We start from the raw sequence: 26,140 nt of genomic DNA on the forward strand, positions 1-26,140 counted from the left end.
GGCCCGGGTCACCCTTCGGTGACCTTGCCGTCGGTCACCTCCAGGCGCCGTGTGGTGTGCACGGCGTCCAGCATCCGTCGGTCGTGAGTGACCAGCAGCAGTGTGCCGGTGTAGGAGGCGAGCGCCTGCTCCAGCTGTTCGATGGCCGCCAGGTCGAGGTGGTTGGTGGGCTCGTCCAGGACGAGCAGGTTGACTCCGCGGCCCTGGAGCAGTGCGAGCGCGGCGCGGGTGCGTTCGCCCGGGGACAGCGTCGTCGCGGGGCGCAGCACATGCGCGGCCTTGAGGCCGAACTTGGCGAGCAGCGTGCGCACTTCGGCCGGTTCGGTGTCGGGGACCGCCGCGCAGAACGCGTCGAGCAGCGACTCCGTGCCGTGGAACAGCTTCCGCGCCTGGTCCACCTCGCCCACGACGACGCCCGCGCCGAGCGAGGCGTGGCCCGAGTCGAGGGTGAGGCGCCCCAGCAGGGCGGCGAGGAGTGTCGACTTCCCCGCGCCGTTCGCGCCGGTGACGGCGACGCGGTCGGCCCAGTCGATCTGCAGCGTCGCCGGTCCGAAGTGGAAGTCGCCGCGGCGGACCGTCGCCTCGCGCAGCGTGGCGACGACCGAGCCGGAGCGCGGTGCGGCGGCGATCTCCATCCGCAGCTCCCACTCCTTGCGGGGCTCCTCGACGCTGTCGAGGCGTTCGATCATGCGCTGCGTCTGGCGGGCCTTCGCCGCCTGCTTCTCGCTCGCCTCACTGCGCATCTTGCGGCCGATCTTGTCGTTGTCGGTCGCCTTGCGTCGGGCGTTCCGCACGCCCTTGTCCATCCAGCCACGCTGCATCTGTGCACGGCCTTCGAGTGCCGCCTTCTTGTCCGCGTACTCGTCGTACTCCTCGCGCGCGTGCCGGCGGGCGGTCTCGCGCTCCTCCAGATAGGCCGCGTAGCCGCCGCCGAACAGGGTGATCTGCTGCTGGGCGAGGTCCAGTTCGAGGACCTTGGTGACCGTGCGCGTGAGGAACTCGCGGTCGTGGCTGACGACGACGGTGCCGGCGCGCAGGCCCTGGACGAACGTCTCCAGCCGTTCCAGGCCGTCGAGGTCGAGGTCGTTGGTCGGCTCGTCGAGGAGGAAGACGTCGTAGCGGGACAGCAGCAGCGAGGCGAGCCCGGCGCGTGCGGCCTGGCCGCCGGAGAGCGAGGTCATGGGCTGGTCGAGGCCGACGGTCAGGCCGAGGGAGCCGGCGACCTCCTCGGCCCGCTCGTCGAGGTCGGCGCCGCCGAGGTCGAGCCAGCGCTCGAGGCTGACGGCGTAGGCGTCGTCCGCGCCGGGTGCGCCGTCGACGAGGGCCTGGGTGGCTTCGTCCATCGCGGTCTGCGCGGCGGCCACTCCGGTCCGTCGGGCGAGGAAGGCCCGTACCGTCTCGCCGTCGCGGCGCTCGGGCTCCTGCGGGAGGTGGCCGACGGTCGCGGTGGGCGGGGAGAGCCGCAGCTCGCCCTGTTCGGGGCGGTCGAGCCCGGCGAGCATACGGAGCAGCGTGGACTTTCCGGCGCCGTTGACGCCGACGAGACCGATGACGTCCCCGGGTGCGACGACCAGGTCGAGTCCGGAGAACAGCGAACGGTCGCCGTGGCCGGCGGCGAGGTCTTTGGCGACGAGGGTTGCAGTCATCAGGTGGCCGATCCTAAGCCAGTACCGACCACGGGCGTCGCGGCCGGTGCGCGGGGCGCCCGGCACGACGGCCGTCGCCTTGGGGCAGGCGCCGTGCCGGGTCGTCTCAGCACTCCACCTCCGCCACCAGTACGCCTCCCGAGGTGCGGGCGACGAGGTACGACCGTCCCGCGACGGCCTTCGGGTCCAGTCGAATCCGATGGCTGCCGGGCTCCAGAGTGCCGTCGAAGATCTCCTGTGTACGGGTCCGGTGCAGCCTGCCCAGGTGGTACGCGACGAGCCGGACGCGGCACGCGGACGTCACCTCGATGGTGGCCGTGCCCTCGTCCGCGGACAGGGCCGTCAGTCGACGCCGGTCCGCCGGGCTGCGGTCCAGCGCTTGCTCGATCCGCGCCACGAGGAGGGGAAGGACGTGGGCGAGCACCTCGACGTATTCCACGTCCGCTCCGGCGCGGGTGAGGGCGTCTCGCACAGCTGCCCGTTCCCTCTCCCCCACCGCACGGCCGAGGACGACCGCTCCGTAGGTGCGCAGCTCGTCCGCCGGTACGCCGTCGAGGTCGTGCGCGATCTCCGCGCCGATGCCGATGGTCCGCAGAGCGGCGGCCAGCCGGGCGAGGAACGCCACGCGGGCGCCGATCAGCAGGACCCGGCGGCGCAGGGCGGTACTCCCCGGATCGGGCAGGAGCTGCTCCAGCGCCTGCCGGTACTCCGTGCCGCGGAAGCGGAACGGGCCGATGCCGTGGTAGCCGTTGAGTTCCAGATCGGCGGTGGTGTCCGTCTGCCAGGCGAAGTCGCGCCAGACGACGTCCTCACCGACACGCTCGATGACGGCGGTGACCGCTCCGCAGTCGAGTCCTTCGCACTCGGGGCAGCCGTAGATCACGTAGCGGCCGTCGGCCAGCGGTGCCTCGGCGTCGAGCAGCAGCCGCCGGACATGGTCGGTGAAGATCGCGGGCGGGATGTCGGAGGCAAGGGGCGAGACGGCGTCGAGGTCGCTGAGGCGGAACAGCAGCGGCCGGCCGTCGACGATGAAGTCCATGAAGTCGCGGTGCACTTGGCGGACGCCGTCGGTGTGGACGCCCCCGGGCCGCATGGCAGGTGCCAGCCCGAAGGTCGCGTACTCGGCAGACATGTCCTGAGTCTGCCCAGCCTTGCGGCCCTCCGAGCCTCCCCGGGATCGGCTAGCGTCCGGGGATGAGCGGCGACGTACTGGTGCTGGGCGGCGGGGTCATCGGGCTGACGACGGCCGTGGTGCTCGCGGAGCGCGGCCGTCGGGTGCGGGTGTGGTCCCGCGAGGCGTCGGGCGAAACCACGTCGGCGGTGGCGGGCGCGCTGTGGTGGCCGTACCGCATCGAGCCCGAAGGGCTGGTCGGCGACTGGTCCCTCACCTCGCTGCGCGTGTACGGCAAGCTGGCGGCCCGCTCCGCCGAGACGGGCGTACGCGTCGTGCCCGGTGTGCACGCCGACACCCGGCGCGAGGGGCTCGGGGCGTGGGCGGCGAAGGTGGACGGCCTGGTCGAGGTGGGCACAGGGGAACTGCCCGTCGGGTACGCGACGGGGCTGCGGGCCCGGCTCCCGCTGATCGACATGCCGGTTCATCTGGGGTGGCTCGAGCGGCGCCTGGCCGATGCGGGCGTCACGGTGGAGCGGCGCGATGTCGCGTCGTTCTCGCAGGCGGCGCAGCAGAGCGGGGCAGCTGTGGTGGTGAACTGCACGGGGCTCGGCGCGCGGGAGCTCGTACCGGACCCTGCGATGCGGCCGGTGCGTGGGCAGTTGGTGCTGGTGGAGAACCCGGGTGTCGAGGAGTGGTTCACCGCGGCCGATCCCGCGTCGGACGAGACGACGTACTTCTTTCCGCAGCCGGGGCGGCTCGTCCTGGGCGGGACGGCTCAGGACGGTTCCTGGTCGCTCACGCCCGACGCGGCCACCGCCGCCTCCGTCGTCGCCCGATGCGCCCGTGTCCTGCCCGCGATCGCCGACGCCCGGGTCATCGGTCACCTCGTGGGTCTGCGCCCGTCACGCGGCGGCGGTGTCCGGCTCGGCACGCAACGCCTGCCCGGTGGCCGCCTGCTGATCCACAACTACGGCCATGGGGGCGCGGGGGTGACAGTGGCGTGGGGGTGCGCGGAGGCGGCGGCGGCGCTCGCGGAGTGAGCGGCCCGGACACGCCACGGCCGCCCCGTCGAGTGAACGGGGCGGCCGTCGGGCGCGCTGGGTGAGCCTGTCAGCGTGAGCCGATCGGCGGCTTGTCCAACGGAGGTCCTGCGGCGCTGCCCGGGGCGTCGTCGTCCGTGGCGGGGCCGATCTGGAACTCGAACTCGCCGTCGTAGTGCTCGTGACCGGCGATGACGGCGGACTCCACGGCCTCCGTGCCGAGCTCGCCGCGCACGATGAGCGGGTCGTGACGCAGATCGCGCATCAGGGCCACACACATGCCGATCATCACCAGGACGAACGGCGCCGCCACCAGGATCGTCAGATTCTGCAGACCGGCCAGCGCATCGCCCTTGCCGCTGCCGACCAGCAGCATGATCGCCGCCACGGCACCGGTGAGCACACCCCAGAACACGATCACGAGTTTGCCGGGTTCGAAGCTGCCCTTCTGCGACAGCGTGCCCATCACGATGGACGCCGCGTCGGCGCCGGAGACGAAGAAGATGCCGACGAGGATCATCACGAGGATGCTCATCACCGTGGCGATCGGATACTGCTGAAGAACACCGAACAGCTGGCCCTCCGGTGTCGACTCCTCCGGCAGCCGTCCGGCTTCCTGCAACGTCATCGCTGCGCCGCCGAAGATCGCGAACCAGATCAGGCTCACGGTGCTCGGCACCAGGATGACGCCGCCGACGAACTGACGGATCGTCCGGCCCCGGCTGATGCGGGCGATGAACATGCCGACGAACGGCGTCCAGGAGATCCACCACGCCCAGTAGAAGACGGTCCAGCTGCCCAGCCACTCGGCGACGCCCTCACCGCTGCTCGCCTCCGTGCGGCCCGCGAGCTCCGGCAGATCACCGATGTACGCGGCGATGGACGTCGGCAGGAGGTCCAGGATGATGATGGTGGGGCCCGCGACGAAGACGAACACCACGAGCAACAGCGCCAGCACCATGTTGGTGTTGGACAGCCACTGGATGCCCTTCTCGACGCCGGAGACGGCAGAGGCGACGAACGCCAGGGTCAGGACGGCGATGATGCCGACGAGCAGCGCGGTGCTGACCTTGTCCATCCAGCCCAGCTCGGTGAGACCGCTGCCGATCTGCAGGGTTCCGAGACCCAGCGACGCGGCGGAGCCGAAGAGCGTCGCCAGGATCGCGAGGATGTCGATCACCCGGCCGAACACCCCCCTGGCGTGCCGCTCGCCGATGAGGGGCTCGAAGACGGCGCTGATGGTCTGCCGCCTGCGGCGCCGGTAGGAGGCGTACGCGATGGCGAGCCCGACGACCGCGTAGATGGCCCAGGGGTGCAGCGTCCAGTGGAAGAGCGTGGTGGCCATGGCGGTCTCCATGGCCTCGGCCGCGTCCGCCGGCGAAGTGCCCGGCGGCGGCGTGGTGAAGTGCGCGAGGGGCTCGCTCACGCCGAAGAACATGAGCCCGATGCCCATGCCGGCGCTGAACATCATCGCGATCCAGGACACGGTGCGGAATTCGGGCTTCTCGTTCTCCTGCCCGAGCCGGATCTTGCCGTAGCGGCTGACAGCGAGCCACAGCGCGAAGACCACGAATCCGGAGGCGGCGAGGACGAAAGCCCAGCCGCCGTTGTGGATCAGCCCACTCAGCATCGTGGACGACACTTCTTCGAGCGTGTCCGTCGCGACCGCGCCCCACACCACGAAGGCGAGGGTGAGCACGGCCGTGACTCCGAAGACCACTCGGTCCGTGGTGGGGCGCTCCGTCTCATGGGCGGGCTCGGGGAGATCGGCCGTCACCGGCCGATCTCCCCGGCCTCCCCGTTCTTCTTCGTCCTGCGACACCGGCGGCACCTTTCACGGGTTTACGGGGAATGCTTTGGCTCTCCGCTACCCCCTACCACATGAGATGCACGTCACCCCTCTCAACAGGCGGTGATCGGTTCCCCCGATGTGAGGTGATACGTCGCCCGCCCGTCGAGAAGCAGCGGGATCAGAGCGCGCTGCGACTGCCGCAGCGGCACGACAGCACCGCCGCCGAAGGGGCGTGCCGCGATGCCGTGCAGGACCAGTTCGTCCTTCACGTCGCCGTACTGCGCGGCGTCGAGGCGGTACGCGCAGGGCGGATCCTGCAGTGTCTCTTCGGGCGTCGCCGGGTCGTTGTCGGCACCGCCGAGGTAGACCGGTCCGCGGTCGGCGAGGCCCGATCGCCGTGCCGCGGAGGTGGCCGCCTCGATGCGGCCGTGCCGCTCGCGGCTGAACGCGAACAGGCCGTCGAGCGCGGCGAGTTGGCTGGTGACCCTGCGCCGGTTGTTGAGGGCCGGGTCCGCCTCCTCCTCGGGGGTCAGCGAGTCGACACGGCTCTCGATGAGCAGGCCGACGGCGTTCTTGATGCCGGTGGCGTTGCGCAGGATGCGTTCCTGACCGTCGCCCGCGGTCTGCTTGACGGGATCGCCGGTGACGGGGTCGGTCCAGATGCCGTACGTACCGGTGGAGTAGCCCTCGCGACCGGCAGTGGGACGGACGTGGTCCCCGGACAGGATCTGCGCCTCGCGGTGGACCGCCGCGTCGGTGTTGAGGTTGCGGGGCCACAGGTCGAACAGGTCCTTGTCGTAGTACGGCGGAGTGGCCCCGTATTCGTGCAGGTCGTAGACGATGTCCGGGCGGCGGTCGCGGATGACCGCGGCGATGGCGCGGCCTTCGGCGGTCTTCAGTGCGATGTGATCGCGGTTGATGTCGACGCCGTCGGAGTTGCCGCGGGTGTCCGCCGCCCGGCCGTCGGGGTTGGCGGTGGGGACGACGAGGATGTGGGTGCGGGCGAGCAGTTTGCGGGTCGCGCCGTCCCTGGCGTGCGCCAGATCGCGGATGGTGGTCAGGCATGCCTCGCGGCCGGACGGCTCGTCGCCGTGCTGACTGCAGATCAGCAGGACGGTGTGGCCGGCGTTGCGGGCGCCGAGGCGGACGAGTTGCACCGGGCGGCCCTGTGCGGTGGTCCCGATCCGGTCGACGGACATGGCACGGCTTCCCCGGTCCACGGCGGCGAGGAACGCCTGCTCCTCGGGCTGGGTGGTCCAGCGTGCGCCGTTGCTGACCTCGAAGCCGGTCCGGGGCGGGGTGTTCGCCGCCTCGGCGGGCGCCGTGACCAGCGGTACGGCGAGCGCGGCGGCGGCGCCGGCCAGGGCGAGCGCGCGGACGACGGGAATCCGGCCGCGGCCGGCGGTCTGAGAGGTGCGGAGTCTCATCGGGTGCTGCCTCCCGGGATCGGACGGACGGAACGGGGTGCGGTGACACCGCCGGGGCGGGACTCGCGCGGTGCGGTGACGGGCCCGGCTACCGCGCGGGCGAAGGCGGTCGCGCCGCCGACGAGGGGCAGTTTCGCGGCAGTGCGGGCGAGATCGAGGGAGACCCGCGGTGTGGAGGCGGGCGGGTCGATCAGATTGCGGTCCGTGCCGGCGACGATGAGGGCGAGCCGGTGCCCGGCCGGGACGACGTGATCCGTCGCATGCAGGTCGAGGGTGATGGTGTACGGCTTGCCCGGGGTCAGCGGCCCGCCCTCGGCGTCCGAGGCGTGGTTGCCCAGGTCGGCCCAGCCGCGGCTGAAGATCGTGTGTCCGACCCCGAGGGTGTCCGCCTTGGTCTCCTTGAAGCAGGAGCTGTCACCGGCAGTGCTCGCGCCCCAGCAGGTGCGCCCCGCCAGGGTGATGATCCCTTCGCCGCTCGCCGCGTAGTTGCGGATGGTGGCCGGGCCGAGGTCGACGAGTACGGCGGTCAGGTGCGCACTGCTCGTCGACGGTGTGGCGGTCACGGTGACACGTCCCGATCCGGACAGCCTCAGGTCACGGGCGAGCGGGCGGGTGACGAACCCGGCCTTGGCGGATGTCGAGGTGTCGACGGCCCCGGCCCAGTCGGTCTCGTCCAGTGCCGGATCGTCGGTGAACGTCTCGGTGGCACCGGGACGCGCGGGCTTCAGCGACAGGGTGCCCACGCCCGGCGCGCTGCCGTTTCCGGGGCGCAGTGCGGTGGTGGCGGTGGTACGCGGCGGCCAGACCCGGTCGGTGGACCATTCGCCCGGGGCACGCTCGACGTCGGCCATCGGTGCGCGGTCGATGCCGTTGTCGTAGCCGAGCAGGTAGTGGTCGAACCAGCGGTGCAGCGTGCTCACCCAGGCATCGCGGCGGAAGTCGAACGGGTCGACATGCCCGGTCTGCGAGAGCCAGATCTTGCGCTCGACGCCGTTGCCGGCGAGCTCGTTCCACCACTGGCCGACGTGTTTGGCGCGGACGTTGAGGTCCTGCATGCCATGCACGGCGAAGACGCTGGCCTTCACCCGGTCCGCGTCGGGGACGTAGTCGCGTTCGGCCCACAGCGGGGTCAGGTCGCCGCTGCGCGGCGCCTCGTCGACGAGTCGCTGCTGGACGGCCTGGCAGCGGGCCCTGGCCTCGGGGCTCTCGACGTAGTCGGACAGCCAGTCGGGGCCCGAGTCGTACAGCGGCGCGCCCTTGGCGAAGTAGTAGTCGTACCAGGAGGAGATGGCGCCGATCGGGACGATGGTCTTCAGTCCCCGTACGCCGGTGGCGGCGACGCCGTTGGCGATCGTGCCGTCGTAGCTCTTGCCGATCATTCCGGTGGCGCCGCTGCTCCAGTCGGCGCGGGCGCGTTCGCCGCCGGTGCGGGTGGTCCAGGCCCGGGCGCGGCCGTTCAGCCAGTCGACGACGGCCTTGGCGGACTGGATGTCCGAGCGGCCGCCGACGTCGACACAGCCGTCCGACCGATTGGTTCCGGCCAGATCGACGGCGACGAAGGCGTAGCCGCGCGGGACGAAGTAGTTGTCGTAGTACAGCGGGAACTGGACCGGGTTGCCGTTCGCGTCGTACGTCTTGCGCTGGCTCTCGTTGCCGCGCCCGCAGCAGGCGTAGTACGGGCTGGCGTCCATGATCACGGGGATCTTCCGGCCGTGCCGCGCTGGTTCGCGGGGGCGGACGATGTCGACGGCGACGCGGTCGCTGCGGCCGTCCCCGTCGCCGTCGAGGCGGGTGTCGACCCAGACGGACTCACGGATCGCGTTCTCGTAGGAGTGGACGGGCTTGCTCTCCCGCGGGGCCGCAGTGGCCTGCGCGCCGCCGGGTGTGAGGGTCAGGGCGACGAGGGCGGCCGAGGCCGCCGCGGCCAGCGATCTGTATGTCAGGCGGGTGGCTCGCACACGTATCGGCATGGGGCGGAAGGTACTCGGATCAACTCGTGTGCAACAGAGGGCACTTCGAGAACCGAAGGGGCTCCGGGCGTCCCGAGCCCGCCCGAGGCCGTCGGCCGGACATCATTCCTCGCCGGTCACCGCACCGGTCAGGCGGCCGCGGACGAGCTCCGCGCAGTCCAGTACGCCACGCAACGCACCCAGTTCGGCAAGCCCATCGCGAGCTTCCAGCTGGTCCAGGAACTGCTTGCCGACTCGGCCGTCGACGTCCAGACGGCTCGGCTGCTCACCCACCATGTGGCCCGCATGGTGGACGCGGGCGCCGGACCCAAGGAGTACGCCACGGACGCCTCGGCCGCGAAGTACCACGCGAGCGAGACAGCGGTGCGGGTCAGCAACAACTGCCTCCAGGTCTTCGGTGGTTACGGTTTCATCGACGAGTACCCGGTCGGCAAGTACCTGCGCGACGCCCGTGTCCTCACCCTGTACGAGGGCACCAGCCAGGTCCAGAAGCTGATCATCGGCCGCGCGCTGACGGGCGTCGACGCGATGAGCTGACGGGTCCCTGCGTACGGGCCCCCTGCGTACGGGCCACGGAGTCGCCGCCGCCCCCTGCCGCGGCCCGTGACAGTCATGTGAAAAGGCCGAGTTCGCTCCTGACCCGCAGGGCTGCGCGTGCCTAGGGTCGACGTGTGCGTACACCCCCACGACTTGGAGCATCCGTGCACCGCAGACTCATCGTCCCGAGCGCTCTCGCGGCCACCCTCGTGCTGGCGATCCCGGCATCGGCCGCCGGTCCGACGACCGGGGCCCCGGGCATCGGCGACCCCTACTACCCGGCCGCCGGCAACGGCGGATACGACGTGTCCCATTACGACCTGAGGCTCAGTTACGAGCCGGCGACCGACCTCCTGCAGGGGACGGCGACGATCCTCGCCACCGCCACGCAGGATCTGAGCCGGTTCAATCTCGACTTCGGGCTGAAGGCGAGCGAGGTCAGGGTCGGCGGCAGGAAGGCGGCATTCGCCAAGGAGGGCGACCACGAACTCGTCGTCACTCCCTCCGCACCGTTGGTGAAGGGCAAGCCCGTCACTGTGGTGGTGCGTTACTCGGGCAAGCCGTCCGAGCTGAAGATCGGCGGCTACACGGCATGGATGCGCACGCCTGACGGCGGGGTGATCGCGGGTGAGCCCGAGGGCGCGGTCTGGTGGTTCCCCGGCAACGACCATCCCCTCGACAAGGCCACGTACGACATCTCGGTCTCGGTGCCCGACGGCACCCAGGCGGTCAGCAACGGCGTGCTCGTGTCGCAGAGTTCGAAGCTGGGCCGGACCCGCTTCAACTGGCGGTCCGACAAGCCGCAGGCGCCCTATCTCGCGACGCTCGCCGTCGGCAAGTTCGACATCACGACAGACACGACCGCGGACGGGCTGCCGATCCTCAACGCCTACAGCAAGGACCTCGGCGGCAACGCGGGCGCGGCACGCGCCAGCGTCGAGCGGACCGGTGAGGTCGCCGAGTGGCTCACCGAGGTGTTCGGGCCGTATCCGTTCAACGCCCTGGGCGGCTATGTGCCGAACGTGCCGAGCGGCTACGCGCTGGAGACCCAGACGCGGCCGTTCTACAGCCCGCGGCAGTTCGCGAACGGCTCGAACGTCTCCGTCGTCGTGCACGAGCTGGCGCACCAGTGGTACGGCGACAGTGTCTCGGTGCACGGCTGGAAGGACATCTGGGTCAACGAGGGCTTCGCCCGCTACAGCCAGTGGCTGTGGTCGGAGAAGGAGGGCGAGGGCACGGCCCAGGAGCTGGCGGACCACGTGTACGCGCAGCACCCGGCGGACGACGCGTTCTGGACGGTCAAGCCGGGAGACCCGGGGCCGGAGAACCAGTTCGACATCGCGGTCTACGACCGTGGGGCGCTCGCGCTGCAGGCGCTGCGGAACGAGATCGGCGACGAGGACTTCTTCGCGATCCTCAAGGGCTGGCCGGCGGAGCGTGCGTACGGCAACGCGAAGGTGGGCGACTTCGTGCGGTACGCGGAGCGCATCTCGGGCAAGCCGCTGGCGTCGCTGTTCGACACATGGCTGTACGAGCCGTCGAAGCCGGCGTCGGCTGCGGCGGCGGGAGCGCGGATCGCCGGTGCAGGCGCGGGCGCGGAGCAGCCGAAGTCGTGGAAGAAGATCGCGGCGACGAACACGATCCACAGCCACGAGGGCGAGCACGGGCACGCTCACTGAGGCCGGTGCGAGGGCGGGCCGGGGGCACCCGGCCCGCCCTCTTCCCGAAACCGGTGTGACAGGCGGGCACCGGGCCCGCCGGGACGGCCGGTGGGAGCGCTCTCACCCTGCTCCGGCCCGGCGGATATCCTGGTCGCGACAGCATCCCGCGCCGCCGGGCCGGAGCAGACGAGGAGTGCCCGCCTTGACCGAGCCGACCACTGGAGCCCGTCCCACCCTGGAAGCCGTCGCCGCCCGTGCCGGTGTCTCCCGGGCCACGGCCTCGCGGGTCGTCAACGGCGGCGCCGGGGTGCGTCCGCCGCTGGTCGACAAGGTGCGTCAGGCGGTGGAGGAGCTCGGGTATGTGCCCAATCACGCGGCCCGCACCCTGGTGACCCGGCGCAACGGCGCGGTCGCGGTGATCATCGCCGAGCCGGAGTTCCGGATCTTCTCGGATCCGTTCTTCGAGCAGCAGGTCCGCGGGATCAGCCGTGAGCTCACCGCACACGACTCACAGCTCGTGCTGCTGTGGGTGGAAGGCCCGGAGGATCACGACCGCATCGCGCGCTACCTCGGTGGTGGGCACGTCGACGGTGCGCTCGCCTTCTCGCTGCACAACGACGACGAGCTGCCCGCGCTCATCTCCCGGGCCAAGATCCCCGCCGTCTTCGGCGGACGCCCCGTCACGGGCTCCGACCCGGATGTCCCGTACGTCGACTGCGACAACCGCGGCGGCGCGCGCGAAGCGGTGCGGCACCTGGTCTCCCTCGGGCGCAGGAACATCGCGCACATCGCCGGACCGCGCGATCAGACCTCCGCGCTCGACCGGATCGACGGCTACCACGACGTGCTCGTCGACGCCGATCCCGGTCTGTTCTGCCAGGGCGACTTCACCGCGGAGAGCGGGGCTCGCGCGATGGCGGAACTGCTGGAGCGCCGCCCGGACGTGGACGGTGTCTTCGTCTCCAACGACCTGATGGCCTCCGGTGCGCTGCGGACCCTGCGCGAACGCGGCGTGCGCGTGCCCGAGGACGTGGCGCTCGTCGGGTTCGACGACATGGCGTCCGTCGTGCAGTCCACGGACCCTCCGCTGACCACGGTGCGTCAGGACATCGAGGGCATGGGCCGTCTGATGGTGCGACTGCTGATGCGGTTGCTCAACGAGACGGGGAGCGACGCCCCCGCGTCCGTCATCACCCCGACCACCCTGGTGCGGCGGGCCTCGGCCTGACCGCCGAAGCCCCGCCGCTGTCCGGTGGGCGGCTCAGCTGTAGGGAATCACCAGCACGGACCTGTCCGTGCCGGTCTGGAGCGCGGCCGTGCCGTTGCCGATCGCACTCCACACCTCCAGGCGGACGGTGCCGCCACGGAGATCTCCGAGGCTGCCGGTGGACGACTTGAGACCGCGTGACTGCGCGTACTCCTCCCAGCCCGTCACGGGGTCCGTGGCGAAGTAGTGGTAGGTCTCGGTCCGTTCGAAAGTGCCGTCACCGGTGAGGTCGTAGCTGATCCTCGCCTGCTGACCGAGTCCGACGGCGGTGCCCGCGTCCAGCTGGAGACGGAAGGCGGTCGAGCCGCCGGGGGTGAGGGTGCCGTTGACGCCTCTGATCTCGTACACGAGCGGCTGGTGCGGGGTGCCGTCGTGGTTGACGCCGCCCGCCGAGGCAATGGTGTCCCGGCCCGCGGTACCGCCGGTCGCCGTGGTCAGCGCCCCGCCGGTGCGCAGCTGGAAGGTGTTGCCGTTCGGCGGGTCCGGATCGGGGTCCGGGTCCGTGCTGCCCGTGCCCGTCCCTGTGGCCGTCGAACGGGCGGGGACGGACAGCGTCTTGCCGTCGGAGAAGGTCACGGTGCGGGCCGTGGTGCCGTAGTTGTGCGCGGCGTACGTCCGTGCCGTGCCCTTGGTGAAGACGGCGGAGGTGGGGATGTCCCCGGTCACGGTGGCGTCCGGGGCGCCGAGCGTGTCGAGAGTGGTGATCCAGTGGTACGTGTGGGCCTTGGACTCGCCCTGCTCCGGGGTGTAGCCGGCGTTGCCCGCGTCCCATTTTGCCTTGGCCGCCGCCGGGTCGGCGAGCGACTGGAACTCCCAGAGGATGTCGCGCCATTCGACGGCCGGGCCGCCGTTCTCCCGTTCCATCTCGGCGATGTTGCGCCGGATCGCGGCCTTCTCCCCGCCGAGGTGCAGGGACCCGCCGGTCACGGGAAGGACGTTGATGCCGTGGATCTCCTCGGGGTTGGCGGTCCACCAGGTGGCGTACGCGGCGCCGCTGCCCCACACCATGCCGGCCGTGTCATGGCCGAAGGAGGACGGGAAGACCCGCTCGTCGGCGTCGAACCAGTACTGTGCGATCGACTCCGCCTCGGTGGTCAGCAGATACGTGCCCAGGTCGCGCAGCGCATTGTCGCCGGTGGCCGAGCCCCACAGCACCAGGGCGGCGCTGAGGTTGGTGGACTCCGACGACGACTCCTGGTTGTTGCCTGCGGCGAAGCCCTGGTGGCCGGAGGCCCAACTGTGGCCGGCGTAGACGTCGAAGCCGCGCAGGAACGGGAAGAGGGTGTCCGTGCGGCTCGCGTTGGCCGTGTCGCGCACCAGGGTCCTGACCATGCCGCCCCAGGCGGAGTCGGCGGCCCATGCCTGGTCGTACTGGGCGACGATCGCCGCCGCGAAGACGTAGTAGCTGTAGTGGAAGTGGTGGTCGTTGAGTTCGGTGTCGCTGCCGTAGGACGCGGGGTAGCCGGTGAGGGTCTTCCAGTCCTTGTCGTAGGAGAACTCGTTGGCGCCGCCTGCGGTGAACCAGTCCTGGAGCTTGCCCTTGATCAGCCCGAGGAGCTTGTCACGGGTGGCGCTCTCGCCCAGCTGGTCGGCCACGGACACGAGCTGCGCGAGCCGGCCGAGCGCCTTGCCCGTCCAGTACGTGTCCGTGTAGCCGGAGAACGGGTCGGCCGCGTTCGCGACCTCGTTCAGATAGCCCTTGAGGCGGGCGGTGTCGACGCCGTCCGTCCTCGGCAGCCCTGGGAGCACCGCGGACGCCTTCTGGCTGGTGGTGAAGGCCGCGGCCTCGCGGACCTTCATGGTGCCGCGGGGTGAGACGTACGTGTACGGCGTGAGGCTGTCGGTGGTGTGCAGCCACTGGTGGCGGTAGAGGGCCTGGAGCGTGCCGCGCTCGGTGCCCTCCTCGGCCTCGGTGGTCAGTGTGTAGGTGGCCTTGACGGTGCCGCCGGTGTAGCTCCAGTCGGCCTTGGAGCCGGTGACGAAGCTGAAGGCGTACTTCTTGTAGGTCCCGAGCGCGTCCGTCGAGGGGAGCACGGCGAGCGAGAAGTAGTCCTTGGCGCCCAGGCCCGCGGTGATCGTGGAACCGGAGACGCTCCAGTCGCTGCCGGTCGGTGCGAACAGGGCGTAGTGGTGGCCGGCGACGGTGATGCCGAGGACGTTGCCCTGGTCGGCGAAGACGGTGGGGGCGGCGGCGGTGGTGATCTGCGCGGCGGCGCCGGAGCCCTTGGCGTACACGAAGGGCATGCCGTGGCCGATGGTGGTGCGCAGCGTGCGGGCGCCGTCGGACCAGTAGGGGGTGACCGTCCAGTCGGACCAGTCGTCGGCCTTGGTGTCCGGGGAGTTGAGCCCGGCGAGGCCGATGGTCAGATCGCGCTTGTGGGCGAACTCGTACTGGCGGCCGTCGCCCACGATCGCGGGAGTGGTCGGATAGCCGACGTCGAGTCCGCCGGCGGTGGCCTGGTAGGTCAGCGGATGGCCGTACATCGGGGTGGAGTACGGGTTGTCGCCGTAGCGCTGGAACGCGAGGGAGGACCACCAGTCGTTGGTGGGCACCGGGCGGGACCGGGCGGCGGTGGTGACCTTGGGGGTGACCGGCGCGCCGGTGTTGGTGGTGGGGCCGGACGTGCCGGCGGGGCGGGTGTCGGAGTAGCTGCCGGAGCCTACGGGGATGGTGGCGGCGGCCGCGGGTCCGGCGGCCGGGCCCAGACCGACAACGGCCAGGGCTGAGGCCAGAACGAGCGCTGCGGCGGCTCTGGGGCGGGGGGCTGGCATGAACAGCACCTCAAGTCATCACGGGTAGGGGTGGCTGAGAGCGCTCTCAGATGGCCGAAAACGTAAAACTCCCGAAACACAAGTGTCAATAGATGGAACACGGCCGGGACTTGGGACCGAGTCCAAGCCGTTATGTCTTCGAGTCTTGACGGAGCCTCCACCGGCGGGGCACGCTCCAGACGCATATTTGAGAGCGCTCTCAGAGCGCTCTCGCTCCACCCCGAAGCCAAGGGAGGCTTCCCATGCCCATAGCCCGAGCCGCCAAGAGGGCCGCCGTCCGCCTGGGTGCGGTCGCGCTCGCCGGGGCACTGCTCGCCGCCTGTGGAGGTACGTCGGACGGTGCTTCCGACAGTGCGGGCGGAAAGGTCACACTCACCGTCGACCTGTTCGGATCCTTCGGCTACAAGGAGGCCGGGCTCTACGCGGAGTACGAGAAGCTCCACCCGAACGTCACGATCAAGCAGACGGACACCGAGGACGAGGCCGACTACTGGAAGTCGCTGCAGACCCGGCTGGCCGGCGGCGGTGGTCTCGCCGACGTCCAGGGAATCGAGGTGGGGCGCATCGCGTCGGTCACCCAACAGCAGGCCGACAAGTTCGAGGACCTGAAGAAGTACGGCGCGGACAAGCTCAAGAGCCAGTTCGCCGAGGCCAAGTGGGCGGCGGCCACCGGCAAGGGCGGCGAGGTCCTCGGCCTCGGCACCGACGTCGGCCCCGAGGCGATGTGCTACCGCACGGACCTCTTCGAGAAGGCCGGTCTGCCGACCGATCGCGAGCAGCTCGCCGCCAAGTGGGCAACCTGGGACGGCTATCTGGAGCTGGGCAAGCAGTACAAGGCCAAGGCACCCGCCAAGAGCGCCTGGCTGGACAGCGTCGGCAGCCTGTACTCCATCATGATCGGCCAGGAGAAGGAACGTTACTACGACGCGTCCGGCAAGCTGATCTGGGAGACCAACCCGGCGCTGAAGACCGCCTGGGACACGTCGGTCGAGGCCGCTCAGGGCGGGCTCAGCGCCAAGCTCGACCAGTGGTCGCCGCAGTGGAACCAGGCCTTCGCGGCCGGCTCCTTCGCCACCATCCCGTGCCCCGCCTGGATGCTCGGCTACATCAAGGGCCAGGCCGGTGACACCGGCAAGGGAAAGTGGGACATCGCCAAGCTGCCCGGCGGCGCCGGGAACTGGGGCGGCTCCTACCTCTCCATCCCGCGCGCCGCGAAGAACAAGAAGGAGGCGTACGACCTGATCGAGTGGCTCACCGCCCCCGAGCAGCAGGCCAAGCTCTTCCAGAAGCAGGGCAACTTCCCCTCCTCCACCGGCGCGATCGAGAAGGTCGCCGCGGCCAAGGACCCGTACTTCTCCGACGCGCCGATCGGCCAGATCTTCGGTGACGCCGCGAAGGCCGCCCCGGTGCAGGTCCTGGGCGTCCACGACCAGAACGTGAGCCAGCAGATCACCAACGCGCTGAGCGAGGTCGAGCGCAAGGGCACCGCGCCCGACAAGGCGTGGGCGAACGCGAAGAAGGGCGTCGACAACACCATCGGCTGACCCCCCACTCCTTCGGGCCGGTCCACCTCCGATCCCCGCACCGGACCGGCCCGAAGGCCCCGCCCCCGCAACGACTCACCCCGAAGGGCCGCACCGTGACCCTCACCGCTTCCGCGAAGCCGGTCTCGCCGCCCAGGCCGCCGGCCGTGCGCCGCGCCTGGCGCACGATCTCGCCGTACGCCTACATCGCCCCGTTCTTCACGCTGTTCGCCGCGTTCGGCCTCTTCCCCCTGATCTACACGGCGTTCGTGTCGCTGTACCGGGTCGAGCTGCAGACCCCCGGCGACATGGAGTGGCGGGGGCTCGGCAACTACACCGCACTGCTCGGCGACGAGTTCTTCTGGACGGCGCTGCGCAACACGTTCACCATCGGGGTGCTGTCCACGGTGCCGCAGCTGGTGATGGCGCTGGGGCTGGCGCATCTGCTCAACTACCGGCTGCGCGGCCGTACTTTCCTGCGCACCGCGATGCTGCTGCCGTACGCCACCTCGGTCGCCGCCGCCACGCTGGTCTTCGCCCAGCTCTTCGGCCGCGACTTCGGCCTGATCAACTACGTTCTCGGGCTGGTCGGCTTCGACCCGGTGGACTGGCAGACGGGCACCGTCGCCTCGCAGATCGCCGTCTCGACCATCGTCATCTGGCGCTGGACGGGCTACAACGCACTCATCTATCTGGCGGGCATGCAGTCCATTCCCAGCGAGCTGTACGAGGCCGCGGAGATGGACGGGGCCTCACGCTGGCGGCAGTTCATCCATGTGACGCTGCCGGGGCTGCGCCCCACCATCGTCTTCACGGTCATCGTGTCGACGATCGGCGCCACGCAGCTGTTCGGTGAGCCGCTGCTGTTCGAGGGCTCCATCTCCGGCGGTATCGCGCACCAGTACCAGACCCTCGGTCTGTACATGTACGAACAGGGCTGGGGCTTCTTCCACCTGGGACGCGCCGCCGCGATCGCCTGGGTGATGTTCCTGCTGATCCTGGTGCTCGTCGGGGTCAACGCCCTGATCGCGCGCCGCCGTTCCCGCAAGGAGGCCGGCCGATGACCGCGCTCGCCGACCCGCCGGTGAAGCAGCCGGCCACCGACGGCCGCAAGGCACCGAACCGCCGGCGCGTGAAGTCAGGTGCGGGCCGCACCATGCAGGGCGGGAAACTCGCCTACGCGATCCTGGTCCTCGCGGTGCTCGTCTCGGCGTTCCCGTTCTACTGGACGATCGTGGCGGCCAGCCGCTCCAACGCCGATCTCGCCAAGGTGCCGCCGACGTTGCTGCCAGGCTCCAACCTGTTCCGCAACTTCGAGGCGGTGATGGAGGAGGCCGACATCGGCAAGGCGCTGCTGAACTCCTTCATCGTGTCCGGTTCGATCACCGTCGGCACGGTGCTGTGCTGCACGCTCGCCGGGTTCGCCTTCGCCAAGCTGCGCTTCCGGGGCCGCAACGCACTGCTCGCGATCACCATCGGCACGATGATGATCCCGCCGCAGCTGGGTGTCATTCCGCTGTTCATGCTCATCGCCGAACTGCAGTGGGTGAACCAGCTGCAGGCCGTGATCCTGCCCGGACTCGTCTCGGCCTTCGGGGTGTTCTTCATGCGCCAGTACCTGGTGCAGTCGCTGCCCGACGAGCTGATCGAAGCGGCCCGGGTCGACGGCGCGTCGACCGCGCGGATCTTCTGGTCCATCGTGGTGCCCATCGCCCGGCCCGGCATGGCCGTGCTCGGCATGCTGACCTTCATGGCCGCCTGGAACGACTTCTTCTGGCCGATCGTCGCCCTCACCTCGTCGGAGCCGACCGTCCAGGTGGCGCTGCGCCAGCTCGGCGGCGGCTACGTCCACGACCAGTCCGTGATCATGGCGGGCACCCTGCTCGGCACGCTGCCCGTGCTGCTCGTGTTCGGTGTGCTCGGCCGGCAGATCGTCGGCGGAATCATGCAGGGCGCGGTCAAGGGCTGACCCTCTCTGCGCACTTCGAAAGACGTCTCACTCCTGGGAGTTCCCCCTCATGACCGCGCTCGACGCACGCCCCGACACAACGACGACGCTCCGGTTCCCCGCCGGATTCCGCTGGGGCACCGCCACGGCGGCGTACCAGATCGAGGGAGCGGCTGCCGAGGACGGCCGTACACCGTCCATCTGGGACACCTTCAGCCGCACTCCGGGCAAGGTCCGCAACGGTGACACCGGAGACATCGCCGCCGACCACTACCACCGCCTGAGCGAGGACATCGAGCTGATGCGCCGGCTCGGTGTCACCGACTACCGCTTCTCGATCGCCTGGCCGCGGGTCCAGCCGACGGGCCGCGGCCCGGCCGTCCAGAAGGGCCTGGACTTCTACCGCCGACTGGTCGACGAGCTGCTTGCCGCCGGTATCCGGCCGGTCGCCACGCTCTACCACTGGGATCTGCCGCAGGAGCTGGAGGACGCGGGCGGCTGGCCGCAGCGCGAGACGGCGCAGCGGTTCGGCGAGTACGCGGGGATCATGGCCGAGGCGATCGGCGACCGGGTCGCGACCTGGACGACGTTGAACGAGCCGTGGTGCGCGGCCTTCCTCGGCTACGGCAACGGGGTGCACGCGCCGGGCCGCACCAGTGCGCTCGCGTCCCTGCGGGCCGCGCACCACTTCAATCTGGCGCACGGCTGGGCGACGCAGGTGCTGCGCACGGAGCTGTCGGCGGGCTCCGAGGTGTCACTGACGCTCAACCTTCACGCGGTGCGGGCCCATTCGGACTCGGCCGCCGACCTGGACGCGGCCCGCCGGATCGACGCGGTCGGCAACCGGATCTTCCTCGACCCGGTCTTCCACGGCCGGCTGCCGGCGGATCTGCTGCGCGACACGGCCCCGGTCACGGACTGGTCGTTCGTCCTCGACGGCGATCTGGACGTGTCGTCGACGCCGATCGACTCGCTGGGGATCAACTACTACTCCCCCACCGTCGTCGCCGCGGGTTCCTCCGAGGCCCCCTCGCCGTGGGCGGGCGCCGAGCAGCATGTGCGGTTCCTTCCTGCGCCCGGCCCGCGCACCGCGATGGACTGGCCGGTCGACGCCGACGGGCTGTACGAACTGCTGACCCGGCTGCGCGACGACCTTCCGGGTGTGCCGCTGGTGATCACCGAGAACGGCGCGGCGTACGACGACTACGCCGACCCGTCGGGCGAGGTGAAGGACCCGGAGCGGGTGGCGTATCTGCGGGCGCATCTGACGGCCGCGCACCGGGCGATCGAGGACGGCGCGGATGTGCGGGGCTACTTCCTGTGGTCGCTGCTGGACAACTTCGAGTGGGCGTACGGCTACAGCAAGCGGTTCGGCATCGTCCACGTCGACTTCGCCACGCAGCGGCGCACGTTCAAGGACAGTGCCCGCTGGTACGCGGAGGTCATCGCGCGCGGCGGGCTGACCTGACCTCGGCCCGCGCCCTGCGGGCCAGGGGCAGATAGCGCAGTCGCTCGGGCAGTATGGGGACCACCGCCCGTACGACCCGGGCGAAGCGGCGCAGTCTGCGCTCCTGTGCGTCCGTCCATTCCAGGCCGATGGCCTCCCGGGCGTCGGGCGGCATCAGTCCCACGGTCATGAAGCGGCGGAAGCGGGCGAGCGGGGGCAGCAGCAGCGGCCACAGCGCGCGCAGCACCAGCCGCACCGCCACGGGTCCCCGGTCCGGCGGCGGCACCGGCTGGTCCACGGCCACCAGTTCCCTCACGACGACGGTCGCCTCCAGCTCGTCGGCGAGCACCTTGCGGTAGTAGGGCCAGAACTCCTCGATCGTCTGCGGCATGTCACGGTCGTGTATGCCGAGGATGCGGCCGACCTGGAGCCACTCGGCATACAGCTGCCGCTCCTCGGCCCCGGTGAGTTCGCGCACCAGGTAGCGGGCGGCGTGCCGGTAGACGGGGAAGCCGGTGGCGTGGACCCAGGAGTAGTAGGCCGGGCTGAGTGCGTGGTAGGAGCGGCCGTGGGCGTCGGTGCCCTGGATGGTGCGGTGCAGTTCGCGCAGCCGGCGGCCCTCTGCGGCCGCTTCCTCTCCGCCGTAGATCCACAGCTGGAGCGAGCGCAGGGAGCGTTCGCCGCGACCCCAGGGGTCGGTGCGGAAGACGGAGTGCTCGTCGACGCCCGCGCCGACCGCCGGGTGGGCGACCTGCAGGGTGAGCGCGGCAGGGAGCATGAGCAGTGCCCGGATGTCTCCGGCGAGGCTCCACAGCACGCCGCCGGGCGGTGGCGGATCGACGTGTGCTGCGGCCCTGCTCATCGCTGGTCTCCAGGTGGTGCTGTGCCCGGCTGTGCGGTTGCTCCGGTCGTCTTCCAGTATGCGGCCGAAACTCATGCATCCCGTCCGCCTCAGGGGTTCTGCGGGACCTTCGCCTTGTCGGGCTGTGCCGGGACCTGAGGCAGCAGCTCCTCCAGCTCCTCCAGGTGCGCCCTGGCGGCGGCGATCCGGTCCCTGACCTCGGTGGTGAGCGGGGATGCGACGGGGGTGTCGGTCGATGGCACGGTGAGGGGTGACCTGCGCCGCTCGTCCAGCTCGCGGGCCTGGGCCAGCGAGTCGATGACGACGCCGATCAGCAGATTGACCATCAGGAACGAGCTGAGCAGCACGTACGAGGCGTAGTAGACGACTGCCCAGGGCGAGATCCGCAGTCCTGCGTACAGCGCGTCGCCCAGCCCGTCGAGTGTCATGAGGACGAACAGGGTCAGCGCCGCGCGGCCGAGGGAGCCGTAGTGTTCGGGGTCGTCGGCGGCGAACGCGGCCCAGCCGAGCATCGCGTACATGTACAGCAGCAGGGTGCCGACCAGGAGGAAGCTGATCGCGCCGGGGATGCTCTTGCCGATGGCCGTGATGATGATGCGCAGTTGCGGCAGGAAGCGCGCGGTGCGGATGACCCGGGCGAGTCTGAGCAGCCGCAGGACCGTGGTGTTCTCGCTGAGGAACGGGAGGAAGGCGCAGAGCACGACCGCCATGTCGAAGAGGTTCCACGGGTTGCGGAAGAAGGCCGCGGGACGGTCGGCGTGGGCGACGGCGCGCAGCAGGATCTCGACGGTGAACGCGCCGAGCAGAGCGTGTTCGAGCAGTTTCAGTTGCGCCTGCCACTGGTCCGCGAAACCCGCGTAGGTCTCCGCGCCCAGCAGTACCGCGTTGAGGGCGATCGCTCCGACGGCGGCAGCCGAGAACCACTCCGCGTCCGTCACCCGGCGGGCGCGCCGCGCGACCTCGGCCCGTCGGTCCGCCGCGGCTCGGCTGTCGAGGCTCATTCCATCCCACCCGGTGTCGTGCGTCTCGGTGAACTGCATCAGCTTTGCGCACGCATATCCGTGGGCCTGGCGACGCACACCCAGGAGTTCGACATGCCAACCGGGCGGGGGACGAGGCGTACATCTGCTCGATCACGCAGTGGTGGCCGGTGCTCCGGCCGAGTGTTGCGGCGGGGGAAAGAAACTGTCCCCCGACCCATTACCTGAAGGTAACTTCGGCTGCTTTGATGTGCGGCGCCGGTCGAAACGTCCGGCCGAGGGGGCTGTCCGCCGGACATCCCCCGACCCCCACACATCACAACGGGAGACCCTGTGCTGAACTCCGCGCTCCGCCGCCTCCCCGGCGCAGCCCTGTCCGCCGTGCTCGCCGCCACCACACTGGCCGCCGCAGCGCCGTCGGCAGCCGCCGCACCGGCCGCGGACACCCCGCGGCTGAAGGTGCTCACGTACAACGCGTTCCTGTTCAGCAAGACGCTCTACCCCAACTGGGGCCAGGACCACCGGGCCGCCGCGATACCGGCGGCGTCGTTCTTCCAGGGCAACGACGTGGTCGTGCTCCAGGAGGCGTTCGACAACTCCTCGTCGGACGCGCTCAAGAGCCGGGCCGCCGCGCAGTACCCACACCAGACGCCGGTGATGGGCCGCAGCAAGACCGGCTGGGACGCGACGAGCGGCGCGTACTCGGCGACGACGCCGGAGGACGGCGGTGTCACGGTCCTGAGCAAGTGGCCGATCGTGCGCAAGGAGCAGTACGTCTACAAGGACGCCTGCGGCGCCGACTGGTGGTCCAACAAGGGCTTCGTGTACGTGGTGCTCGACGTCGACGGAACCCGGGTGCACGTCGTGGGCACGCACGCCCAGTCGACGGACCCCGGGTGCGACGCCGGTGAGGCCGCGCAGATGCGCAGCCGTCAGTTCAGGGCGATCGACGCGTTCTTGGACGGCAAGAACATCCCCGCCTCCGAGCAGGTCATCGTGGCGGGCGACTTCAACGTCGACTCGCGCACGTCGGAGTACGCGTCGATGCTCGCCGACGGCGGTCTCGCCGGCGCCGACGCACGCACCGGGCACCCGCACTCCTTCGACACCGAGGACAACTCGATCGCGTCGGAGCGCTACCCGGACGACCCGCGCGAGGACCTCGACTACGTACTGCACCGCGCGGGTCATGTGCGGCCCGCGGGCTGGACCAATGGGGTGATCAAGGAGCAGAGTGCGCCCTGGTCTGTGTCCAGTTGGGGCACCACCTACACGTACACCAACCTCTCCGACCACTATCCGGTGATTGCCTCCGGCCAGTAGGCGCAAGCGCCGGGCGGCGCCCTTGTGTCGGTGTCAGGGTCATGCCAGATTGAGTCCGCACTCCGGACTGGTCCAGTCCACATTGCCGTTCCCCACGGCAATCCCCCACGGACTCGTACGAAGGAGAGGCCCCCCATGAGACGCACTCTGCGTGCGCGCATCTGCCTTCCCGCTCTGCTGGCCCTGACCGCCGTCGGTCTCGGCTCCACCCCCGCCGGTGCGGCCGGCGCGCCGGAGCCGGCCGCCGGCAACCCGGCCCCGGGCGTCGCCGCGACCGCCGCCCACTACTCCCAGCACGCTTCGCTCGCACGCGACCTCGGCGACCGCTCACCCGGTTCGTACCTCGACCCCACCACCGGGGAACTGGTCGTCACGGTGACGGACGCCGCAACCGCCGATGAGGTCCGTGCCACCGGCGCCCGCGCCGAGATCGTCCCCCGCAGCAGGGCGCAGTTGCGGTCGGCCATGAACACCCTGCGGACCAAGGCCCGCATCACCGGAACCTCGTGGGGTGTCGACCCCTCGACCAACCAGGTCGCGATCGAGGCCGACAGGTCGGTGTCCCCGGCCTCCATGGCCCGCCTGAAGAAGGTCGCCGCCGGCCTCGGCGACAGCGTGCGCATCACCCGCGTGCCCGGCGTGTTCACCAAGGAGGTCGCCGGGGGCGACGCCATCTACGGCGGCGGCTACCGCTGCTCCGCGGCGTTCAACGTCTCCAAGGGGACGACCCGTTACCTCCTGACCGCAGGGCACTGCACGAACGCGGCGAGCAGTTGGTCGGCGACGTCCGGCGGGCCTTCGATCGGCATCCGCGAGGGCACCAGCTTCCCCACCAACGACTACGGCATCGTCCGCTACACCAACGGATCCGCGCCGGCAGGCAACGTCAACCTGTACAACGGCAGCTACCAGGACATCAGCTCGGCGGCTGACGCCATCGTCGGTCAGTCGCTGCGCAAGTCCGGTTCGACCACCAGCGTGACCAGCGGCACGGTCACCGCGGTCAACGTCACCGTGAACTACGGCGAGGGCCCGGTCCACAACCTGGTCCGCACCACGGCCTGTTCCGCGGGTGGCGACAGCGGCGGCGCCCACTTCGCCGGCTCGACGGCGCTGGGCATCCACTCGGGCAGCTCCGGCTGCACGGGCACGAACGGCACGGCGCTGCACCAGCCGGTCCGCGAGGCACTCGCCGCGTACGGCGTGGCCGTGTACTGAGTCAGGCTCCGTACTTCGTACGACGAGGGCGTGCCCGAGGCGGCGGGCACGCCCTCGTCGATCCCGCACGCCGGGCCGTCGGCCGGGGCCGCGGTTGCGAAGCCGCTGCAACAGGGCGATTCTCGTCAGTGGGGAGACGGGGCGAGATACCGCAGGGGGCAGGGAGGTTCCTCGTGATCAATCCCGTACAGATCCTGTGGTCACCGGCCGGTACCACCATGCCGTCCCTGGGCTCCCAGCCCCTGGTCGACGTCCATGACGGCGACACCCCGCGTGTCCGCATGCCGGTCCGCATGCTCTCCGTCGACACGCCGGAAACGACGGCCAAGAGCGCGGAACGGGCCGCAGAGATCGACCAGGAGTTCGTGCAGCTGGCCGAGTGGATCCGGGAGGGCATCGCACCGATCTCCCCCGGGCTCGCCGAGTTCCTCCTGCCGAAGCTCGAAACGGGGCACGCCGGCACCCTGCAGTTCGAGCAGGGCAGCGCCGCGTCCGCCTTCAACACGCAGAACATCAAAACCCGGCTGGACCGGCCCGGCCGACGCCCGGACCGGAGCCTGTTCATCCGTACTGCTGACAGCCCGTTCGACGACAACCATCGGCTGCTGGCCTACATCGCGCCCAACTACTCGGCGACAGAACGCGCGACCATGTCACGCGAGGAGCGGTCGACCTTCAACCTCGACCTGATCGCGGCCGGCTGGGCGGCGACGTTCATCCTCTACCCGTCCATTCCGGGCGAGCTCGACCTTCCTCTCCTGCTCACCGCCGCGGAGAAGGCCATGGCGGAGGAGAAGGGCATCTGGAGTGACCCCGACACACTGCCGGCAAACGAATACCGTGCGGTCGAGAAGCTGTTCCGAGTGGCGAGGAAGAAGGCCGAGGGCGACCAGTTGAAGCCGGGGGAAGCATTCTCCTGGCGGGTGCGGTACTGCGTGGACATGCGCGACCGGGTGCTGCACGGGCCTGAGGACTACTTCGGCATCGATCCTGTCTACCGGTTGTGGCTGTGGCCCCAGGACGTGCAGGAAGCAGTCGGCCGGCTCAATCTGCGACCGTCGGAAAAGCTCGTGGGCATCGAATAGGCGGGCGCCGGGTGCGCAACGGCTGTTCACCCGGATCCGGGACCTCAGTCCCCGTGGTCGTACACCGTGACCTCGACGCCGCGGGCCGTCAGCCGCTCGGATATCAAGGGCTCGACACGGGACCACTTGCCTCCCGCGAGCCCGCAGCCGATGCGGGGCATGTGGACCGACGCACCCAGCTCCACGGCCTTGTCCGCCACCGTCGCGAGCGCCGTGTCGATCGCCTCGTAGCGGACAGGGGCGCCCTTGCTCCCGGTCCGCATCCCCCGCTGGCCCACCATGTTGGCCACCCAGACGAACGGGGTGACCTGGACGAACTGCACAGCGCCCAGCCCGAAGTCGTTGGCCGCGCGCTCGCGGTGCCAGCGGCGGTACGCCGCCTCGGGCTCCGGCCAGCGGCGGGAGACGGCGAGGACGAAGCCCTTGCCCCAGCCACCCAGGTCGTTGCACACATGCGCGATCAGTTTGACGCCTTTGCCCTGCGGCGCGGTGGCGTCCCCCCGGACATATCCGATCTCGGTCATGGCG

At 70.4% G+C, this 26,140-nt stretch carries 19 protein-coding genes and 1 pseudogene; 11 read left to right on the forward strand and 9 right to left on the reverse strand.

Translation table 11 applies throughout. The annotated features are described in order from the left end of the window. Positions 1 to 8: 8 nt before the first annotated feature. Positions 9 to 1,646, reverse strand: a complete 1,638-nt coding sequence (locus AC067Z_RS20200; RefSeq protein ID WP_478790919.1) for an ABC-F family ATP-binding cassette domain-containing protein — start codon at positions 1,644 to 1,646, stop codon at positions 9 to 11. Positions 1,647 to 1,752: 106 nt separating this feature from the next. Next, positions 1,753 to 2,778, reverse strand: a complete 1,026-nt coding sequence (locus tag AC067Z_RS20205; RefSeq protein ID WP_478790920.1) for an oxidoreductase — start codon at positions 2,776 to 2,778, stop codon at positions 1,753 to 1,755. Positions 2,779 to 2,840: 62 nt separating this feature from the next. On the opposite strand from AC067Z_RS20205, the gene AC067Z_RS20210 reads away from it, so the two are divergent. Next, complete coding sequence (locus AC067Z_RS20210; protein WP_478790921.1) at positions 2,841 to 3,800, forward strand: FAD-dependent oxidoreductase; 960 nt, start codon at positions 2,841 to 2,843, stop codon at positions 3,798 to 3,800. Between the two features lie 70 nt (positions 3,801 to 3,870). Here the strand turns inward: AC067Z_RS20210 and AC067Z_RS20215 are convergent, their stop codons facing one another. From AC067Z_RS20215 to AC067Z_RS20225, 3 genes are all read right to left on the reverse strand, one after another. Continuing rightward, a complete protein-coding gene (locus tag AC067Z_RS20215) occupies positions 3,871 to 5,577 on the reverse strand; it encodes a BCCT family transporter (protein WP_478790922.1) in 1,707 nt (568 codons plus the stop codon). Positions 5,578 to 5,702: 125 nt separating this feature from the next. After that, the gene (locus AC067Z_RS20220) at positions 5,703 to 7,019 is read right to left on the reverse strand and encodes a M14 family metallopeptidase (protein WP_478790923.1); all 1,317 of its coding nucleotides are present in this window, start codon (positions 7,017 to 7,019) and stop codon (positions 5,703 to 5,705) included. Continuing rightward, the gene (locus AC067Z_RS20225; protein WP_478790924.1) at positions 7,016 to 8,989 is read right to left on the reverse strand and encodes a Xaa-Pro dipeptidyl-peptidase; all 1,974 of its coding nucleotides are present in this window, start codon (positions 8,987 to 8,989) and stop codon (positions 7,016 to 7,018) included. Before AC067Z_RS20225 ends, AC067Z_RS20220 begins: the two co-directional genes overlap by 4 nt. 93 nt (positions 8,990 to 9,082) lie before the next feature. Between AC067Z_RS20225 and AC067Z_RS20230 the strand changes: the two are divergent. From AC067Z_RS20230 to AC067Z_RS20240, 3 genes and pseudogenes are all read left to right on the forward strand, one after another. Next, a pseudogene (locus AC067Z_RS20230) lies at positions 9,083 to 9,526 on the forward strand (acyl-CoA dehydrogenase family protein); the annotation flags it as partial. A gap of 164 nt (positions 9,527 to 9,690) precedes the next feature. Next, a complete protein-coding gene (locus AC067Z_RS20235; RefSeq protein WP_478790925.1) occupies positions 9,691 to 11,205 on the forward strand; it encodes a M1 family metallopeptidase in 1,515 nt (504 codons plus the stop codon). A 184-nt stretch (positions 11,206 to 11,389) separates the two neighbouring features. After that, a complete protein-coding gene (locus AC067Z_RS20240) occupies positions 11,390 to 12,415 on the forward strand; it encodes a LacI family DNA-binding transcriptional regulator (RefSeq protein WP_478790926.1) in 1,026 nt (341 codons plus the stop codon). 33 nt (positions 12,416 to 12,448) lie between these two features. On the opposite strand, the gene AC067Z_RS20245 is transcribed toward AC067Z_RS20240, so the two are convergent. Continuing rightward, entirely contained in the window at positions 12,449 to 15,226 is a 2,778-nt protein-coding gene (locus AC067Z_RS20245; RefSeq protein ID WP_478790927.1) for a glycosyl hydrolase, read from the reverse strand. Between the two features lie 242 nt (positions 15,227 to 15,468). On the opposite strand from AC067Z_RS20245, the gene AC067Z_RS20250 reads away from it, so the two are divergent. From AC067Z_RS20250 to AC067Z_RS20265, 4 genes are all read left to right on the forward strand, one after another. Then, positions 15,469 to 16,770 carry an ABC transporter substrate-binding protein gene (locus AC067Z_RS20250; protein WP_478790928.1) on the forward strand — a complete coding sequence of 434 codons (1,302 nt, stop codon included), beginning with the start codon at positions 15,469 to 15,471 and terminating at the stop codon, positions 16,768 to 16,770. 95 nt (positions 16,771 to 16,865) lie between these two features. Beyond that, positions 16,866 to 17,813, forward strand: a complete 948-nt coding sequence (locus AC067Z_RS20255; protein ID WP_478790929.1) for a carbohydrate ABC transporter permease — start codon at positions 16,866 to 16,868, stop codon at positions 17,811 to 17,813. Beyond that, a complete protein-coding gene (locus tag AC067Z_RS20260) occupies positions 17,810 to 18,718 on the forward strand; it encodes a carbohydrate ABC transporter permease (RefSeq protein WP_478790930.1) in 909 nt (302 codons plus the stop codon). The genes AC067Z_RS20255 and AC067Z_RS20260 overlap by 4 nt, the downstream gene beginning before the upstream one ends. Positions 18,719 to 18,767: 49 nt before the next feature. Continuing rightward, positions 18,768 to 20,165, forward strand: a complete 1,398-nt coding sequence (locus tag AC067Z_RS20265) for a GH1 family beta-glucosidase (RefSeq protein ID WP_478790931.1) — start codon at positions 18,768 to 18,770, stop codon at positions 20,163 to 20,165. Here AC067Z_RS20265 and AC067Z_RS20270 read toward each other — a convergent pair. Together AC067Z_RS20270 and AC067Z_RS20275 are read right to left on the reverse strand one after the other, a co-directional pair. Then, positions 20,140 to 21,006 (reverse strand): oxygenase MpaB family protein, encoded by an 867-nt coding sequence (locus tag AC067Z_RS20270; RefSeq protein ID WP_478790932.1) that lies wholly within the window; start codon positions 21,004 to 21,006, stop codon positions 20,140 to 20,142. The two genes, AC067Z_RS20265 and AC067Z_RS20270, sit on opposite strands and share 26 nt — an antisense overlap. Before the next feature lie 89 nt (positions 21,007 to 21,095). Next, on the reverse strand, positions 21,096 to 22,007 hold the full coding sequence (locus AC067Z_RS20275) for an ion transporter (RefSeq protein WP_478790933.1): 912 nt from the start codon (positions 22,005 to 22,007) through the stop codon (positions 21,096 to 21,098). A 312-nt stretch (positions 22,008 to 22,319) separates the two neighbouring features. Here AC067Z_RS20275 and sph point away from each other — a divergent pair, with 312 nt between their 5' ends. From sph to AC067Z_RS20290, 3 genes are all read left to right on the forward strand, one after another. Further along, positions 22,320 to 23,309 (forward strand): sphingomyelin phosphodiesterase, encoded by a 990-nt coding sequence (gene sph / locus AC067Z_RS20280; protein ID WP_478790934.1) that lies wholly within the window; start codon positions 22,320 to 22,322, stop codon positions 23,307 to 23,309. A gap of 135 nt (positions 23,310 to 23,444) precedes the next feature. After that, entirely contained in the window at positions 23,445 to 24,527 is a 1,083-nt protein-coding gene (locus tag AC067Z_RS20285; protein WP_478790935.1) for a S1 family peptidase, read from the forward strand. Positions 24,528 to 24,700: 173 nt separating this feature from the next. Then, positions 24,701 to 25,612: a thermonuclease family protein gene (locus AC067Z_RS20290; RefSeq protein WP_478790936.1), complete on the forward strand. Its 912-nt coding sequence runs from the start codon at positions 24,701 to 24,703 to the stop codon at positions 25,610 to 25,612. A 44-nt stretch (positions 25,613 to 25,656) separates the two neighbouring features. Here AC067Z_RS20290 and AC067Z_RS20295 read toward each other — a convergent pair whose 3' ends face one another. After that, the gene (locus AC067Z_RS20295) at positions 25,657 to 26,136 is read right to left on the reverse strand and encodes a macro domain-containing protein (RefSeq protein ID WP_478790937.1); all 480 of its coding nucleotides are present in this window, start codon (positions 26,134 to 26,136) and stop codon (positions 25,657 to 25,659) included. Positions 26,137 to 26,140 lie beyond the last annotated feature (4 nt).

Source organism: Streptomyces sp. NPDC043812 (genome assembly GCF_056436245.1).